This is a genomic window from Streptomyces sp. NBC_01478 (genome assembly GCF_036227225.1).
Taxonomy (GTDB): domain Bacteria; phylum Actinomycetota; class Actinomycetes; order Streptomycetales; family Streptomycetaceae; genus Streptomyces.
Window position 1 is genome coordinate 8,468,230 of record NZ_CP109444.1, and the last position, 16,585, is coordinate 8,484,814.

At 71.9% G+C, this 16,585-nt stretch carries 14 protein-coding genes; 8 read left to right on the forward strand and 6 right to left on the reverse strand.

Features of this window, described 5'->3' with window-relative positions; translation table 11 throughout:
• Positions 1-66: 66 nt before the first annotated feature.
• From OG223_RS38335 to OG223_RS38345, 3 genes are all read right to left on the reverse strand, one after another.
• Complete coding sequence (locus OG223_RS38335; protein WP_329258919.1) at positions 67-831, reverse strand: SDR family NAD(P)-dependent oxidoreductase; 765 nt, start codon at positions 829-831, stop codon at positions 67-69.
• A gap of 32 nt (positions 832-863) precedes the next feature.
• A complete protein-coding gene (locus tag OG223_RS38340; protein ID WP_329258922.1) occupies positions 864-1,751 on the reverse strand; it encodes an Fpg/Nei family DNA glycosylase in 888 nt (295 codons plus the stop codon).
• A 194-nt stretch (positions 1,752-1,945) separates the two neighbouring features.
• Positions 1,946-7,111, reverse strand: coding sequence for an ATP-dependent helicase (locus OG223_RS38345; protein WP_329258925.1), 5,166 nt, complete (start codon positions 7,109-7,111; stop codon positions 1,946-1,948).
• Between the two features lie 113 nt (positions 7,112-7,224).
• Between OG223_RS38345 and OG223_RS38350 the strand changes: the two genes are divergently transcribed.
• The 3 genes from OG223_RS38350 to OG223_RS38360 are packed head-to-tail and all read left to right on the forward strand — an operon-like array spanning position 7,225 to position 9,187.
• Positions 7,225-8,211, forward strand: a complete 987-nt coding sequence (locus tag OG223_RS38350) for an AraC family transcriptional regulator (RefSeq protein WP_329258928.1) — start codon at positions 7,225-7,227, stop codon at positions 8,209-8,211.
• Positions 8,115-8,882, forward strand: coding sequence for an AzlC family ABC transporter permease (locus OG223_RS38355; protein WP_329265697.1), 768 nt, complete (start codon positions 8,115-8,117; stop codon positions 8,880-8,882). The genes OG223_RS38350 and OG223_RS38355 overlap by 97 nt, the downstream gene beginning before the upstream one ends.
• Positions 8,879-9,187 carry an AzlD domain-containing protein gene (locus OG223_RS38360; RefSeq protein ID WP_200687929.1) on the forward strand — a complete coding sequence of 103 codons (309 nt, stop codon included), beginning with the start codon at positions 8,879-8,881 and terminating at the stop codon, positions 9,185-9,187. Before OG223_RS38355 ends, OG223_RS38360 begins: the two co-directional genes overlap by 4 nt.
• A gap of 12 nt (positions 9,188-9,199) precedes the next feature.
• On the opposite strand, the gene OG223_RS38365 is transcribed toward OG223_RS38360, so the two are convergent.
• Positions 9,200-10,144, reverse strand: coding sequence for a hypothetical protein (locus tag OG223_RS38365; protein WP_329258931.1), 945 nt, complete (start codon positions 10,142-10,144; stop codon positions 9,200-9,202).
• Positions 10,145-10,225: 81 nt separating this feature from the next.
• Between OG223_RS38365 and OG223_RS38370 the strand changes: the two genes are divergently transcribed.
• Complete coding sequence (locus OG223_RS38370; RefSeq protein WP_019075591.1) at positions 10,226-10,420, forward strand: DUF3046 domain-containing protein; 195 nt, start codon at positions 10,226-10,228, stop codon at positions 10,418-10,420.
• Positions 10,421-10,479: 59 nt separating this feature from the next.
• Positions 10,480-11,886, forward strand: coding sequence for an AI-2E family transporter (locus OG223_RS38375; RefSeq protein WP_443073783.1), 1,407 nt, complete (start codon positions 10,480-10,482; stop codon positions 11,884-11,886).
• A 34-nt stretch (positions 11,887-11,920) separates the two neighbouring features.
• Here the strand turns inward: OG223_RS38375 and OG223_RS38380 are convergent, their stop codons facing one another.
• On the reverse strand, positions 11,921-12,667 hold the full coding sequence (locus tag OG223_RS38380; protein WP_443073784.1) for a hypothetical protein: 747 nt from the start codon (positions 12,665-12,667) through the stop codon (positions 11,921-11,923).
• Between the two features lie 215 nt (positions 12,668-12,882).
• Between OG223_RS38380 and OG223_RS38385 the strand changes: the two genes are divergently transcribed.
• Complete coding sequence (locus OG223_RS38385) at positions 12,883-13,458, forward strand: dihydrofolate reductase family protein (RefSeq protein ID WP_329258937.1); 576 nt, start codon at positions 12,883-12,885, stop codon at positions 13,456-13,458.
• A 29-nt stretch (positions 13,459-13,487) separates the two neighbouring features.
• Here OG223_RS38385 and OG223_RS38390 read toward each other — a convergent pair whose 3' ends face one another.
• Positions 13,488-13,691, reverse strand: coding sequence for a hypothetical protein (locus tag OG223_RS38390; protein WP_329258939.1), 204 nt, complete (start codon positions 13,689-13,691; stop codon positions 13,488-13,490).
• 335 nt (positions 13,692-14,026) lie between these two features.
• On the opposite strand from OG223_RS38390, the gene recA reads away from it, so the two are divergent.
• Both recA and recX read left to right on the forward strand, forming a co-directional pair.
• Positions 14,027-15,154, forward strand: coding sequence for a recombinase RecA (gene recA, locus OG223_RS38395; protein ID WP_329258942.1), 1,128 nt, complete (start codon positions 14,027-14,029; stop codon positions 15,152-15,154).
• Between the two features lie 3 nt (positions 15,155-15,157).
• The gene (gene recX, locus OG223_RS38400) at positions 15,158-16,147 is read left to right on the forward strand and encodes a recombination regulator RecX (protein ID WP_329258945.1); all 990 of its coding nucleotides are present in this window, start codon (positions 15,158-15,160) and stop codon (positions 16,145-16,147) included.
• The last annotated feature ends 438 nt before the right edge of the window (positions 16,148-16,585 follow it).

The window sequence follows — 16,585 nt, forward strand, 5'->3', positions numbered from 1 at the left end:
GGTCATCGCCGGATACCGGCCCCTAGCCGGGCGCCGGACCGTCGCCGGGCGCTGAGGCGGTGGTTGCTACCAAGGCATCGCGACGCCGCCGTTCGGGCGGAGGATCTGGCCCGTCGTGAACGACGACGCGTCCGACGCCAGATGCAGTACGGCGTGAGCGATGTCCTCCGGCTCGCCCACCCGGCCCAGCGGCGACAGCCGGACCATCAGTGCCTCGGTACGGGCCTGTGCCTCGGCCTCGTGGTGGTCGGTCATGGGTGTGCGGATCCAGCCCGGCGCGACCGCGTTGACGCGGATGCCGTGCCGGCCCAGCTCCGTCGCGAGCGTCTTCGTCAGTTGGACGACGGCCGCCTTCGCCGCGCTGTAGCAGAGCAGCCCGGCTCCTCCGGTGTCGATCGCGCCCGAGGCCATGGTGACGATGCTGCCCCTGGTGCCGCGGTCGAGCATCAGCCGGGCCGCCTCCTGGCAGGCGTACAGGACGCCCTTGAAGTTGACGTCCAGTACCCGGTCGAGATCCTCGTCCCGGGTCTCCAGCACGGTGCTGCTGTGCATGATCCCGGCGACCGCGGCCATCACATGCAGGTCCTCGCAGGACTGGACGGCCTGCTTGACCTGCGCGCGGTCGGTGACGTCCAGGTGGTGAGTGAGGGCGGTGCCGCCCTTGTCCTTGATCAGGGTCGCTGTCTCGTGCAGCCCCTGTGCGTCGCGGTCGGCGCAGTGCACGGTGGCGCCCGTCTCGGCGAGCAGTACGGCGGATGCGCGGCCGATACCGCTGGCGGCGCCGGTGACGAAAGCGGTGCGTCCGGTGAGGTCGTACGCCTTGACGGGCATGAAGCGACCGTACGAGGGTTTCTGACGGGTCGTCAATTAGTCGTACGGTGCTGAGTTTTGCGGTGTGAGGTGGGGCCCGGTGCGGGCCCCACCTGGCAGGTCGGGCACCAGTAGGTGGGGCGGTCGCGGGAGCCGTCTCCCTGGTCGGCCGTGCGGATGGGGGTGTCGCAGCGGAGGCAGGGGCGGGGTGCGCGGCCGTAGACGAAGAGGTCGGGGGTGTGGGCGGCTGGGGCTGTGAGGCGGGTTTGGTTCGGGGAGCTGTTCGTGACGGGGCTTGTGGTGTTGCGGACGGGGCGGTCGCGGTTGGCTTCCAGGAGCAACTTGGCGATGGCGGGGAGCTTGGCGGCGCGGTCGGCGGGGAGCGCGCCGATGGGGAGCCAGGGGGTGGCGCCGAGCAGGAAGCAGAGTTCGCTTTTGTAGATGTTGCCGATGCCTGCCAGGTTGCGCTGGTCGAGCAGGGCCTCGCCGAGAGGACGGGCAGGGTCCGCGAGAAGGTTGGCCAGGGCCAGCTCCGGGTTCCAGTCGGGGCCCAGGAGGTCGGGGCCGAGGTGGCCCACGGCGCGGTGTTCTTCGGTCGTGCGGAGGAGTTCCAGGACGGGGAGGCGGTAGCCGACGGCCGTGCGGTCGGCGGTGCCGAGGATCACGCGGATCTGGTGGGCCGGGCCGCCGCCGCTCCAGCGCTGACCGTTCGCGTAGACCCTCCAGGTGCCGTCCATCCGCAGGTGCGAGTGGAGGGTGAGGCCGCCCTCGATACGGGTCAGCAGGTGCTTGCCCCGGGGTGTGACGTCAAGGACGGTGCGGCCGGTGAGGTCTGCCGTCGCGTACTTGGGGACGCGGAGGTCGCTACGGGTCAGCGCCTTGCCCGCGAGGGCCGTGTGGAGGCGCTTCGCGGTTTGCCAGACGGTGTCGCCTTCAGGCATGGGTCAAGGGTGGCATGGGGGAGGGGCGGGCGACTCGGGGGCGGGGACGGGGTGGCGTGGGGTTGGGTGGGGTGGCCTGAGGTGACGGGCTGTCTTGGAGTGCGAGATGGCGCGGGATGAGGGCTGGCTTGAGGTCGGGATGAGGGCCGGCTCGGGGTGACGGGTGACCGAACCCCGGAGTCCGTTGCGCTGGTTCACGCGCGGAGGCGTAGGCCGCGTGGTGTCGCGATGAAGCCTGCTCCTTCCAGGAGGGTGCCGATGGGGGAGGTCAGGGCCGAGGCGCCATTGACGCGCTCCACCGTGACCGTGCCGAGGGAACCTGCTCGGGCCGCTGCCGCGAGGGCCTCGGCGGCTGCCTGGAGGCGTGGATCCTCGGTGGCCGTGGTGTCCGGTGCGGAGGGCCAGGCGAGCAGGGTCTTGCCGCCGCGCTCCATGTAGAGCGTCAGCTCACCCTCGACCAGCACTACGAGAGAGCCCGCCTTGCGCCCCGCCTTGTGCCCGGCACCGGTGGGCGGCTCGGGCCAGGGGAGGGCGGCGCCGTATGCGTTCGCGGGGTCGGCGGCGGCCAGGACCACGGCTCGGGTGGAGAGGGAGGGACGGTGGGTGCGGCGGTCGGCGTAGGGGGAACTGGTGTTGCCCTGCGGTGTCGGCGCGGGGAAGTCGCGGGGGGAGACGTAGTCGCCCGGGGACGGGGGGTGGGAGGACGGGGAGCGGTGGTGCCGGGAGGTGGAGGCACCCGGGTTCGCGGGGCGGTCGTCCGGTGAGCCCACGCTGTCGAGGTCGTCGAAGTCGGTGAACGGGCCGAAAGCGTCGGCGAAGTCGTGGCCTCCGGGGGAGTCGGAGGCGCCGGGGAAGCCTGATGCGCCGGATGCGTCGCGTCCGCCGTGATCGGCGGGGGTGGGGCCCGGGTGCTGCCGATGGTGGGTGTCAGACGGGGCGTACGGGTCCTGCTTGCCGCGGCTGTCAGGCGAGTCGTAGGTGGTGCTCGGGGCTCCGAAGGGGGCGAAGGAGGCCGCGGAACCGTTGCCGGAGTCGGCGGTGGGTGAGGTGGAAGCGGCGAGGGAGCCGAAGCCGTAGGGGTCGTTGTCGGTCGGGTCCGGCGTGGGCAGGTCGTCGCCGCGGTCACGGGCGTTGGCGACCGCGCGGAGGCGGTCCACCGCGCCGTCCATCGCGAACTGGGCGGCGCCGAGCCCCTCCACGACATAGCCGCGCCGTGCCTGACCGCTCTCCTCGAAGACGGACAGGATGCGGTACGTCGCCGAGAAGCCGCCCTCGACACCCTCCGCGGCGACCGCTCCCCGGGTCACCACGCCGTGCCGGTCGAGCAGGGTGCGGGCCAGGGCGTGGGCGCGCACGGTGGGGTCCGGTTCGTGGGCGGGGAGCAGGGACCAGCGGCCCGCGACGGTCGGCGGGCCGGTGCGGGAGGCGGGGCGCGCGGCGGCGGTGAGTGAGCCGTAACGCCCGCGCGGGACCGTGCGTTTGGCGCGGTGGGCCGTGGAACCCGCCGTACGGCCGGAGCCCAGCAGGGCGCGCATGGGGGCGAGCGTGTCGTTCGTGAGGCGGCCGGACCAGGCCAGGTCCCATACGGCGTCGGCCAGTTGGGGGTCGGTGACGTCGGGGTGGGTGGTCGCGCGGATCTGGTCGGTGATCTGGCGGAAGAAGAGGCCGTAGCCGCCGGAGAGGGTGTCCAGGACCGACTGGTGCAGCGCCGTGAGCTCCAGGGGGTGCGGGGGCGGGAGGAGCAGGGGGGCCGCGTCCGCCAGGTACAGGGAGACCCAGCCGTCCTTGCCGGGGAGGGAACCCGCGCCGGCCCACACGAGCTCACCGGCCGAGGTGAGTTCGTCGAGCATCGCGGGTGCGTAGTTCGCCACGCGGGACGGCAGGACGAGCTTCTCCAGGGCGGACGCGGGCACCGAGGCGCCCTGCAACTGCTCGACGGCGCGCACCAGTCCGTCGATGCCGCGCAGCCCGTGGCCCTTGCCGATGTGCTGCCACTGGGGGAGGAACTGTGCGAGCGCGGCCGGCGGCACCGGCTCCAACTCGTGCCGCAGCGCGGCCAGGGAGCGGCGCCGCAGCCGGCGCAGCACCGTCGCGTCGCACCACTCCTGGCCGATCCCGGCCGGGTGGAACTCCCCTTGTACGACACGGCCGTTCGCCGCGAGTCGCTGCAACGCGCCGTCGGTGACCGCCACGCCCAGGCCGAAGCGGGCGGCCGCCGTGGCCGACGTGAACGGGCCGTGGGTGCGGGCGTGCCGTGCCAGGAGGTCGCCGAGCGGGTCCTTGACCGGTTCGGTGAACGCCTCCGGAACGCCGACCGGCAGCGCCGTACCGAGGGCGTCGCGCAGTCGGCCCGCGTCCTCGATCGCGGCCCAGTGGTCGGCACCGCCGATACGGACCCGGATCGCGCGGCGGGCCGAGGCGAGGTCGTGGGCCCATTGCGGTGCGGCGCCCCGCTCGGCCAACTCGGCGTCGGTGAGCGGGCCGAGCATCCGCAGCAGGTCGGCGACGCCCTCGACGTCCTTGATGCGGCGGTCCTCGGTGAGCCACTGGAGTTCGCGCTCCAGCTCGGTCAGCACCTCGGCGTCGAGGAGCTCGCGCAGCTCCGCCTGGCCGAGCAGCTCGGCCAGCAGGTGGGAGTCCAGCGACAGGGCGGCGGCGCGGCGCTCGGCGAGCGGTGAGTCGCCCTCGTAGAGGAACTGGGCGACGTACCCGAAGAGGAGGGAGCGGGCGAAGGGGGACGGCTCGGGGGTGGTGACCTCGACGAGGCGCACCTTGCGGGACTCCAGGTCGCCCATCAGCTCGGTGAGGCCCGGGACGTCGAAGACGTCCTGGAGGCATTCGCGGACGGCCTCGAGGACGATCGGGAACGAGCCGAACTCGCTTGCCACCTGGAGCAGTTGGGAGGCCCGCTGGCGCTGCTGCCACAACGGGGTGCGCTTGCCGGGGTTGCGGCGCGGCAGCAGCAGCGCGCGGGCGGCGCATTCGCGGAAGCGGGCCGCGAACAGGGCCGAGCCGCCGACCTGGTCGGTGACGAGCTGATTGACCTCGCCCTTGTCGAAGGCGACGTCCGCCGCGCCTACAGGGGCCTGGTCGGCGTCGTACTCCGTGCCCGCCTTCATGGGCTCCTGGTCGAGCAGGTCCAGGCCCATCAGGTCGGCGTCGGGCAGCCTCAGGACGATGCCGTCGTCGGCGTGCATCACCTGGGCGTCCATGCCGTAGCGCTCGGAGAGGCGGGCGCCGAGCGCGAGGGCCCAGGGGGCGTGGACCTGGGCGCCGAAGGGGGAGTGGATGACCACGCGCCAGTCGCCGAGTTCGTCGCGGAAGCGTTCCACGACGATCGTGCGGTCGTCCGGGATGTGGCCGCAGGCCTCGCGCTGTTCGGCCAGGTAGGACAGCACGTTCTCCGCGGCCCAGGCGTCGAGGCCCGCGGCGAGGAGGCGCGGGCGGGCGTCCTCCTTGGGCTGCGAGCCGACCTCGCGCAGGAACGCGCCCACCGCGCGGCCCAGTTCGAGGGGGCGGCCCAACTGGTCGCCCTTCCAGAAGGGGAGCCGGCCGGGGACGCCGGGCGCGGGGGAGACCAGGACGCGGTCGCGGGTGATGTCCTCGATCCGCCAGGAGCTGGTGCCGAGGGTGAAGACATCGCCCACCCGGGACTCGTAGACCATCTCCTCGTCCAGCTCGCCGACCCGGCCGCCGCCCTTCTTGGGGTCGGCGCCCGCGAGGAAGACGCCGAAGAGCCCGCGGTCGGGAATCGTGCCCCCGGAGGTGACGGCGAGACGCTGTGCGCCGGGGCGGCCGGTGATCGTGCCGGCGATGCGGTCCCACACCACGCGTGGGCGCAACTCGGCGAAGGCGTCCGACGGATAGCGGCCCGCGAGCATGTCGAGCACGGCCGTGAACGCCGACTCCGGGAGGGAGGCGAAGGGCGCGGCACGGCGGACGGTGGCGAGCAGGTCGTCGACCTGCCAGGTGTCCAGCGCCGTCATCGCGACGAGCTGCTGGGCCAGCACGTCCAGGGGGTTGGCGGGGACCTTCAAGGACTCGATGGAGCCGGTGCGCATCCGCTCGGTGACCACGGCGGCCTGGACCAGGTCACCCCGGTACTTCGGGAAGACCACGCCGGTGGAGACCGCGCCGACCTGGTGTCCCGCGCGGCCCACGCGCTGGAGGCCGGAGGCCACGGACGGCGGGGACTCCACCTGGATGACGAGATCGACGGCGCCCATGTCGATGCCCAGCTCCAGACTGGACGTCGCCACCACGGCGGGGAGCCGGCCCGCCTTGAGGTCCTCCTCGACCTGGGCGCGCTGTTCCTTGGAGACCGAGCCGTGGTGGGCGCGGGCGATGACCGGGGGCGCGCCCTGAGCGGCGCCGGAGCCGCCCATCAGCTCGGCCGGTGCGTGGTGTTCGTCCAGGGACTCGCCGGTCGCGCGCTCGTAGGCGATCTCGTTGAGCCGGTTGCACAGGCGCTCCGCGAGGCGGCGGGAGTTGGCGAACACGATCGTTGAACGATGGGACTGGACGAGGTCGGTGATGCGCTCCTCGACATGCGGCCAGATCGACGGCTTCTCCGCGCCCTCCTTGCCATCGGCAACCGGGGAGCCGCCCAGCTCGCCCAGATCCTCGACCGGCACGACTACGGAGAGGTCGAACTCCTTGCCGGACTTCGGCTGGACGATCTCCACCTTGCCGCGCGGGGAGAGATAGCGGGCGACCTCGTCGACCGGGCGCACGGTCGCCGAGAGGCCGATACGGCGGGCCGGCTTCGGCAGCAGCTCGTCCAGCCGCTCCAGTGACAGCGCGAGATGCGCGCCCCGCTTGGTGCCCGCGACCGCGTGCACCTCGTCCAGGATCACCGTCTCGATGCCGGTCAGCGCGTCACGCGTGGCCGACGTCAGCATCAGGAACAGGGACTCCGGGGTGGTGATCAGGATGTCCGGCGGGCGTGTGGACAGTGCGCGGCGCTCGGCGGGCGGGGTGTCGCCGGAGCGGATGCCCACCTTGATCTCGGGCTCGGGCAGGCCCAGGCGGACGGATTCCTGGCGGATGCCGGTCAGCGGGGAGCGGAGGTTGCGCTCCACGTCGACCGCGAGGGCCTTGAGCGGAGACACGTACAGGACGCGGCAGCGCTTCTTCGGGTCGGCGGGCGGGGGTGTCGCGGCGAGCTGGTCCAGCGCGGCGAGGAAGGCCGCCAGGGTCTTGCCGGAACCGGTCGGCGCGACCACCAGCACGTCCGAGCCCTCACCGATGGCCCGCCACGCGCCCGCCTGGGCCGCGGTGGGCGCGGAGAAGGCCCCCGTGAACCAGCCGCGGGTCGCGGGGGAGAAGCCGTCGAGGGCTCGATGTGTGGAGCTGACCATGCGTCCATCCTGCACCCGACCACTGACAATGCGTCTGACCTGCGGGAATTCTCCTGCGGTGGCTTGCAGGACCGTTTCGGTGGCTGTCGGCCGTCGTGGCGGAGAATGGGCGTATGGCAGGTTCGGGTGAGCGGGCGAGACACTGGCGGTACACGGAGCTGCCCGGGGTCGACCTGCTCCGGGCCCGATACATCCGTAAGACCTTCGTGCGGCACACGCACGAGAACTTCGTCATCGCCGCCATCGCGGACGGCGCCGAGGTGTTCCGCCACGGCGGGACCGATGTCTACGCCGGGGCGGGAGCGCTCGCGCTGGTGAACCCGGACACTCCGCACACCGGCCGGGCGGGTGTTCCCGAGGGCTGGCGGTACGGGGCGGTCTACCCGTCGCCCGAGGTGGTGGCCGCGATAGCCGCCGAGACCACCTCGATCCGCGGCACTCCCGGCTTCGTCGATCCCGTGCTCGACGACCCTTACACCGTCGGACTGGTCCATCAGGTCCTGCGCGCGGCCGACGAGGGCAACGCGCTCGCCGCCGACACCTTGCTGCGGGTCGCGGTCACCAGGCTGCTCCGGCTGAACGGCGGACCGCTGCCGCAGCGCGTCGTCCCCACGGCGGGCGGTGGAGTCGCGGCACGCGCGCGTGCCGTGCTGGAGGAGCGGATGGCGGATCCGCCCACCCTGGAGAAGCTCGCCGGGGACCTGGGGACCAGCCCGTTCGCGCTGCTGCGCGCCTTCCGCGACGCCTACGGGATGCCGCCCCACACCTGGCTGACCGACGCCCGTGTGCGCCGTGCCCGCCGACTCCTGGACGCGGGTACGGCGCCCGCGGAGGCGGCCGTCGTCGTCGGGTTCACGGACCAGCCGCACCTCAACCGGCACTTCGCCCGGATCGTGGGAGTGCCGCCGGGCGCGTACCAGCGGGAGCGCAAGAACGTACAAGACGCGGAACGCCGGCCGCTCGTACCGTCCGACACGTGGCAGAACAGATCGCTTCAGAAGACATACGCGCCGGAACGGGAGGAGGACAGGGCCCCGAGGCCGGGGGAAAGCCGGACTCCGCCGTCGTACGGGACGCCCTCGGGGTCGGGGTCGCCGTAGGGCTGTCCGGGTTCGCCTTCGGGGTGACCTCCGCCGGTGGCGGGCTCACCGTGCTGCAGACCTGCGCCCTCAGCCTCCTGGTGTTCACCGGCGCCTCCCAGTTCGCCCTCGTGGGAGCGCTCGCGGCCGGCGGGAATCCGCTCACCGCGGCGGCGGGAGCCTTCTTCCTGGGCGTGCGCAACACCTTCTACGGGCTGCGCCTCTCGCAGTTGCTGGCCCTCCCGCGCGCGGTGCGGCCGTTCGCCGCCCAGTGGGTCATCGACGAGACGACGGCCGTCACCCTCGCGCAGCCCACGCGGCGTGCCGCGCGGATCGGGTTCACCGTCACCGGGCTCACCCTGTACCTGCTGTGGAACCTCACCACGCTGCTCGGCGCGCTGGGCGCCAAGGCCATCGGGGACACGGACGCCTGGGGTCTCGACGCGGCCGGTCCCGCCGTCTTCCTGGCGCTGCTCGCGCCCATGCTCAAGACCACCACCGAGCGTACGGTCGCCGCGCTCGCGGTCCTGCTGGGACTGGGGCTGCTGCCCGTGCTGCCGGCCGGTGTGCCCGTCCTGGCGGCGGCTCTCGCGGCCCCGATCGCCCTCTACGTAGAGGGCCGTCGGCAACGAGGGACCCGTGGCGACGCACAACGAGGGACCAGTAACGACGCACAGGAGGAAGACCGTTGAGCATCTGGATCGCGATCGCGGCGACCGCTCTCGGCTGTTATGTCGTCAAGCTCGCCGGACTGCTGGTGCCTGCGGGCGCGTTGGAGCGGCCGTTGGTGAGGCGGCTCGCTGCGCTGCTGCCGGTCGCGCTGCTCGCCGCGCTCACGGCCCAGCAGACCTTCGCCGACGGGCACGCGCTCGTGCTCGACGCCCGGGCCGCGGGGCTCGCGGCCGCCGCCGTGGCGCTGGTGCTGCGGGCACCGTTCCTGCTCGTCGTCGCGGCGGCCGTGCTGGTGACGGCGGGAGTGCGGGCCATCGGGGGCTGAGGCGGCCCGGGGTCAGCCCACGGAGCGGCCGTACGCCTTCAGTGTGCGCAGTGCCTGGATCGTCACCATGGGGCGTGCCTCCAGGGCGATGCCCGGCGCCCACTGGCGCCAGCGGATCGGCCAGCCGCCGTCCTCCTGCTGATCGCCCGCCAGGTGGTCCAGGGAGCGGGCCATCTCGTCGTCCGTGAACCACGCGCGCGAGAGGGAACTCGGCGTCTTCGCGTAGTCGTAGGGGAAGTGGTGCTCGCCCGGCGCGTACCCGGGGGCGACCGGATAGGCCTCCAGGTGCTCAGGGTCCAGGGCGGCGAGCCGGTGCTCGCGGACCAGGCGGCCGAGGCGGTCGGCGGCGGCCTCCGCGCGCGGGCGGTCGGGTGCCGAGTCCAGGAAGGCCACGGCGGCCTGGATCTCGTAGGGGTGCGACTTCTCCAGGGAGTCGACGGCCTGCCAGCAGAAGTCGGTGGCCCGGAACAGCCAGGCGTGCCACACCTCGTTGCGGTGCAGCTGGCCCACCACCGGCCCGGTGGCGAGGAGTTCGCTGGGCGGGTCGTCCACGATCGGCACGAAGGGCGCCGTCGGATAGCCGCGCTGGCCGGGAAGGATCGCCGGCAGGGCACCGTCGGCCGTGGAGACCGAGGTCAGATAGCGGCACACGCGTTCCACCCGCTGTCCGCCGCACCGCCCGATGGAGTCCAGGACGCGCAGCGCGTGCCCGGTGTGCAGCGGCTGGCTGACCGGGCCGCGCAGATCGGGTTCCAGGGCGTGGCCGTACCCGCCGTCCTCGTTGCGGTAGGCGTCCAGTGCGGTCTCCACCGGATCGGGTTCGCCGTTGAGGAAGTGGTACGCGAAGAGGCGCTGTTCCAGCACGCGCGCGGTGAGCCACACGAAGTGCTCGGCGCGGAAGAGCGGGGAGTGCGCCGGGGGCGTCGGGGGGAGTGGGGAAGCTCCTGTTTCGGCCATGCGTCAGACCGTAGGACGGAAAGCGGTCTCGGCGAGCGGCCTCGGCCCGGGCCCACTCTTCAGGGGCGGGATACTGGTGTCATGCGGTTGACGGTCTTCTGGCAGCGGATGACGGAGCACTTCGGCGCGGGGTACGCCGAGAGCTTCGCGCGCGATCACGTGATGACGGAACTCGGCGGACGGACGGTGCACGAGGCGCTGGACGCGGGCTGGGAGGCCAAGGACGTGTGGCGCGTGGTCTGCGCGGTCATGAACGTTCCGCAGGAAAGTCGCTGATCGGTCACGAAGATCGACGGCGGTGACCGGTTGTCAGCGGCGTAGGCGAGACTTGCACCGTGGCAGCCACTGACGAGACCGGGCACGACGCCCAGCAGGCACCCCCGTCCGGTACGACGCCGCCGACCCGGCCCCCGGTCGACGACGCCGCGCCGGGTACGGGCATGCCGCGCTGGCTGCCCCGCGCCATGGTGCTCGCGCTCGCCCTCGTCGCCGTGTTCCAGTTGGGCAGTTGGGCCTTCCACCAGCTCATCGGGCTGCTGATCAACATCCTCATCGCGTTCTTCCTGGCCCTCGCCATCGAGCCCGCCGTGAGCCGGATGGCCGCCTACGGCATGCGCCGGGGGCTGGCCACCTTCCTGGTCTTCCTCGGCCTGCTGATCGTGAGCGCCGGGTTCGTCACCCTCCTCGGGTCGATGCTGGCCGGCCAGATCATCAAGATGATCGAGGACTTCCCGGACTACCTCGACTCCGTCATCAACTGGATCAACACGCACTTCCACACCGACCTGAGACGGGTCGACATCCAGGAGGGGCTGCTCCACTCCGACTGGCTGCGCAAGTACGTGCAGAACAGCGCCACCGGAGTGCTGGACGTGTCCACCCAGGTGCTCGGGGGCCTCTTCCAACTCCTGACGATCGGTCTGTTCTCGTTCTACTTCGCCGCCGACGGGCCGCGACTGCGCCGCGCGCTGTGCTCCGTACTGCCGCCCGCCCGGCAGGTCGAGGTGCTGCGCGCGTGGGAGATCGCCGTCGACAAGACAGGCGGCTACATATACTCACGCGGCCTGATGGCGCTGGTCTCCGGAGTGGCGCACTACATCCTGCTGCAGGCGCTGGGCATCCCGTACGCGCCCGTGCTCGCCGTCTGGGTGGGCCTGGTCTCCCAGTTCATCCCGACCATCGGCACGTATCTCGCGGGCGCCCTGCCCATGCTGATCGCCTTCACCGTGGACCCCTGGTACGCGCTGTGGGTGCTGATCTTCGTCGTGGTCTACCAGCAGTTCGAGAACTACATGCTGCAGCCCAAGCTGACCGCGAAGACCGTCGACATCCACCCCGCCGTCGCCTTCGGCTCGGTCATCGCGGGCACCGCGCTCCTGGGTGCCGTGGGCGCGCTGATCTCCATCCCGGCCGTCGCCACGCTCCAGGCGTTCCTCGGGGCGTATGTGAAGCGGTACGCCGTCACGGACGACCCCCGGGTCCAAGGCCACCGGATCCGCGGCTCCGGAGGGCCCGGCATGCTGGCACGCGCGCGGCGGGTCTGGGACCGGAGGCAGGGGGCGGAGGACGGCACGGCGGCCGACTCCGTCGATACGACCGATTCCGATACCGCCGATTCCGGTACGGCCGACTCCGGGGCAGCCGAATCGCGGCCGACCGGTCCGAAGCCGGCAGGCCCCGAATCAACAGACTCCGAATCGACCGACTCCGAACCGAAGGACTCCGGAGACGGCTCCTCCTGAGGGATGATCCGGCGAGAACATCAGGGCGCCGCGGTCAGTACGTGAGCACCGCCCACACCCCGGCCCCGGCCACGGCGACCACGTAGCAGCCGACCGCGACTGTGACGGTCCGCCGCCGTACCGCCTCGCTCCAGGACGTGCGGGACAGCAGCCAGGCCAGGGCCGGCAGCACCAGGACGGCGTGCAGGCTCACCCCGTGCAGCGGCTTGAGCGGGGCCGTCGAGTGGTACGCCGCCTCCTGGTGGCCGGTCCGGGCGAGGACGACCCCGCGCGCGATCATCGCGGCGCCCGAGGCCAGCGCCACGAGCAGGATCGCGAATCCCGAACGCACCGCGAGCGCCATCCCCGTGGGCCCCGTCGGCCGGTGCCGGAAGGACGCCACCGCGAACACGGTGAGCAGCACCACGAGGACACCGCCGCCCACCGCGAGCGTCATGGACACCGCCGTGTCGAAGGACGTCTCCATGTCGAGGTGCGACGGCACCCGGCGCCATGCCTGGAGGGTGATGCCGCCGACCTCGACGACACAGTCGGCGGCGAACACGACGAGCAGCACGGTACGCAGCCGGGCCCCGACACGCAGATACGACGTCACCCAGGTGACCGCGATCAGCGTCGCCCCGAAGGAGAGCCCGAAGGTGACGGGCTTGCGCCAGGAGACGGGCCCGTACCAGGGGCCGCCGTCGACCGCGAACACCACCAGGTGCACCAGGCCGGAAAGGATCAGCAGGACACCGGTCGCGTGGCAGAGCCGATCGGCGGGGCGTGGGTGGTTCGTCATGGCCCGGGTCATGGGCCGAGCCTCGCGGGAACTCGCGGCGCGGTCGTCGTACGGCCGAAGACACCCGCCGTACGCCAGGAGAAGTAGCGCGGTCGGAGACTTCGGGCGATGAGTTCCGGGAGCGCGCCGGGTCTACGGCTACGAAAGCCGTCCGGAATCAGCGGAACGCTGAACGCGGACAGCGGAACGGTGACCCACGGAGACGAGGATCGATCATGCCCACCTCACCCTTGGCGGACCCGGCACCACAGACGGCGGCGGGCAAGGTGCTCTGGCACTTCACGATGTCGCTGGACGGGTTCGTGGCGGGGCCGGACCACGCGATGGACTGGATGACGGGGTTCTCGTTCCGGCCCGGCCTCGTCGAGGAGTACACCGCGACGACCGGTGCCGTACTGGGCGGCAGGGACGGCTTCGACGCCTTCCCCGATGCCGGTGCCGTCTATGGAGGCGCGTGGCAGGGACCGGTGTTCGTCCTCACGCACCACCCCGACGACGCGCCGTCCGCCCCCGGGGTGACCTTCCTGAACTGCGATATGGCCGAGGCCGTCCGCATCGGGCTGGCGGCCGCAGCCGGCAAGAACCTCGAAGTCCTCTCGCCCACGATCGGCCGACAGCTCCTGGAACGCGAACTGATCGACGAGATCGACCTGCACATCGTGCCGGTGCTCCTCGGCGACGGCATCCGGCTCTTCGACAACCCTGGCGGCGCCCCGGTCCGGCTCAGGCTGCTGAACGGCGACGACCGCTCGGCCTCGGTGAACGTGCGCTGCCGGCCGGTCGGGACGTGACCGTCCTGGGGCAGCGGAGTTCGAGGGTGCTACTGGTAGCAGCCACCGCTGCACAGGACGGTGACGGTACCGGTCCCGTCGGCCGAGGAGACCGCCGTGCCCTGTGCGGGCGTGGGCTGATGCACGCGGCTGGTCTCCCAGGACGTGGGGGCGGCCGATGCCGCCGGACTCATGATGCCGACGGTCGCCGCGGCCACCACTGTCACGATCCCCACACGCTTCCACACCGTCATCACGCTCTCCCCGCGTCGAATGCCGTTGACTGCTGCCAGTCAACGGGCCCGGCCCCCGGCACAGGAAGGATTTCCATGTCCTTCGAAGCGTCGCCACGGCGCTCGGAGTCACCGGACATCGATGACGCGAGTGCCGCGTGGTGCGCTTGACACGAAAATCGAACATCCATTCTCATGGAAGCTCCGGCGAGGCCATGACGGGCATTTCGACAGGCTTTTGATGGTGAAGTGTCCGAGTTATCCACAGGCTGGACGGGCGTCGGGGCGCATTGTCAGTGGCAGGCGTTAGCGTCTTTGACGTGAAGCGATCGACACAAGCAAATCGGGTGGAACCCATGGCAGGAACCGACCGCGAGAAGGCGCTGGACGCCGCGCTCGCACAGATTGAACGGCAATTCGGCAAGGGCGCGGTGATGCGCCTCGGCGAGCGGCCGAACGAGCCCATCGAGGTCATCCCCACCGGCTCGACCGCGCTCGACGTCGCCCTCGGTGTCGGCGGCCTGCCGCGCGGCCGAGTGGTGGAGGTCTACGGCCCGGAGTCCTCCGGCAAGACGACCCTGACCCTGCACGCGGTGGCGAACGCCCAGCGGGCCGGCGGCCAGGTCGCGTTCGTGGACGCGGAGCACGCCCTCGACCCCGAGTACGCGAAGAAGCTCGGCGTCGACATCGACAACCTGATCCTGTCCCAGCCGGACAACGGCGAGCAGGCCCTGGAGATCGTGGACATGCTGGTCCGCTCCGGCGCCCTCGACCTCATCGTCATCGACTCCGTCGCGGCACTCGTCCCGCGCGCGGAGATCGAGGGCGAGATGGGAGACAGCCACGTCGGTCTCCAGGCCCGCCTGATGAGCCAGGCGCTCCGCAAGATCACAGGCGCGCTCCACCAGTCCGGGACCACCGCGATCTTCATCAACCAGCTCCGCGAGAAGATCGGCGTGATGTTCGGCTCCCCGGAGACCACGACCGGTGGCCGTGCGCTGAAGTTCTACGCCTCGGTGCGACTCGACATCCGCCGTATCGAGACCCTGAAGGACGGCACGGACGCGGTCGGCAACCGCACTCGCGTCAAGGTCGTCAAGAACAAGGTCGCGCCGCCCTTCAAGCAGGCCGAGTTCGACATCCTCTACGGCCACGGCATCAGCCGCGAGGGCGGCCTGATCGACATGGGCGTGGAGAACGGCTTCGTCCGCAAGGCCGGCGCCTGGTACACGTACGAGGGCGACCAGCTCGGCCAGGGCAAGGAGAACGCGCGCAACTTCCTGAAGGACAACCCCGACCTGGCCAACGAGATCGAGAAGAAGATCCTGGAGAAGCTGGGCGTGGGTGTCCGTCCGGAGACGCCCGCAGCCGAGCCGGCCGTGGACGCGGCGGTCCCCGCCGCCACGGACGACGCCGCCAAGGCGGTGCCCGCTCCGGCCGCGGCCAAGACCACCAAGGCCAAGGCCACGGCAGCCAAGAGCTGACCCGTGACACGACGAACGGACTGGGCCGAGTACGCGTATCCCGGCGCCCCGCAGGGGCGCGGGGGAGGCGGCGACGGCCTGGCCTACGGCGCGGACGGCGGGCCCGAGGAGCCGTACGGCACGGACGGGCCGTACGGCGACGAGCCGGGCGGCGAGTGGTCGGCCGACGGCTTCGCGGGTTTCGCGGGTGAGACCGGTCCGCCTTTCGGCGGCTCGGAGTCCGGTGACGGTTCGACGGGCACCGGCCGGCCCTTCAGGAGCTCGGCGCCCGGTGGCATGCCGCCCGGCGACGGGTCCGTCGACGGCGATGCGCCCGGCCGTGGCGCGCGCCGCGACCGTGGAGCGCGTGGCGAGGGCGGCTCGCGAGGGTCTACGGCGCGCGGTGACGGCGCGCGCGGTAGGCGTGGGCGCCGTGGCCGAGGCTTCGGCGAGTCGTCCGGTGAGGGCGGAGGTGACTTCTCCTCGTCGAGGGCCGAGAAGGAGGAGCCGCCGGCGGACCCGGCTGAGCGGGCGCGGGGGATCTGCCTGCGCCTGCTCACCGGGAACCCGCGCACCCGCAAGCAACTCGCGGACGCCCTGCGCAAGCGGGAGATTCCGGACGAGGTGGCGGACGAGGTGCTGTCGCGGTTCGAGGAGGTCGGACTGATCAACGACGGCGCGTTCGCGGACGCCTGGGTGGAGTCCCGGCACCACGGCCGGGGTCTGGCCCGGCGCGCGCTCGCCCAGGAACTGCGCACCAAGGGCGTCGACCCGACGCTGATCGACGAGGCCGTCTCCCAGCTCGACTCCGACCAGGAGGAGACGACGGCCCGCGAACTGGTCGACCGCAAACTGCGGTCCACCCGGGGCCTCGACCGCGACAAGAGGCTGCGCCGCCTCGCGGGCATGCTGGCCCGCAAGGGCTACTCCCAGGGCATGGCCCTCAGAGTGGTCCGACAGGCGCTGGAGGAAGAGGGCGAGGACACGGAGTTCCTCGGGGACGAGGGGTTCTGATCCGGAGCCGATCTGATCTGGAGCCGCTCCGGTTCTGATCCCTCGGTGATGCGAACGTCCTGAACACGGTGGACGCGCGGGGGCGCCGACCGCGTTCAGGCAAGCACCGGCCGGTTCCTGAGGCAGGGCCAACTCCCGGCTGAGAACGCCGGATTGCCCGCAGTGCACAGGCACCTGCGCACAAAGTCCGGGCGGCCACGGTGGCGACCACCCGGGAGTGAGCGAGGGAACCCGTCGGCGGCTGCCCCGGAAGCCTCTCGCCTCAAGACAACCCGCCAGTCGGCTGTCCCGGGCGTCACTCGCGTCACCGAAGCGTACGTATTGCGCACACTTAGCGTGCACTACGTAGAGGGTGCGCATGTTTGGCGTGGGGGTAGCTTCTGCTGCCGACCCCAGGCCCTCCACGCTTGCCGACCCTTCGGCCCTCTCCGCCCGCTG

Excerpts from the sequence above, each read along its gene's own strand:
- OG223_RS38385 (WP_329258937.1), top strand. The coding sequence starts at position 12,883 with ATGCCCACCTCACCCTTGGCGGACCCGGCACCACAGACGGCGGCGGGC.
- OG223_RS38390 (WP_329258939.1), bottom strand. The coding sequence starts at position 13,691 with ATGACGGTGTGGAAGCGTGTGGGGATCGTGACAGTGGTGGCCGCGGCG.
- OG223_RS38345 (WP_329258925.1), bottom strand. The coding sequence starts at position 7,111 with ATGGTCAGCTCCACACATCGAGCCCTCGACGGCTTCTCCCCCGCGACC.
- OG223_RS38335 (WP_329258919.1), bottom strand. The coding sequence starts at position 831 with ATGCCCGTCAAGGCGTACGACCTCACCGGACGCACCGCTTTCGTCACC.
- OG223_RS38350 (WP_329258928.1), top strand. The coding sequence starts at position 7,225 with ATGGCAGGTTCGGGTGAGCGGGCGAGACACTGGCGGTACACGGAGCTG.
- OG223_RS38370 (WP_019075591.1), top strand. The coding sequence starts at position 10,226 with ATGCGGTTGACGGTCTTCTGGCAGCGGATGACGGAGCACTTCGGCGCG.
- recA (WP_329258942.1), top strand. The coding sequence starts at position 14,027 with ATGGCAGGAACCGACCGCGAGAAGGCGCTGGACGCCGCGCTCGCACAG.
- OG223_RS38340 (WP_329258922.1), bottom strand. The coding sequence starts at position 1,751 with ATGCCTGAAGGCGACACCGTCTGGCAAACCGCGAAGCGCCTCCACACG.
- OG223_RS38380 (WP_443073784.1), bottom strand. The coding sequence starts at position 12,667 with ATGACGAACCACCCACGCCCCGCCGATCGGCTCTGCCACGCGACCGGT.
- OG223_RS38365 (WP_329258931.1), bottom strand. The coding sequence starts at position 10,144 with ATGGCCGAAACAGGAGCTTCCCCACTCCCCCCGACGCCCCCGGCGCAC.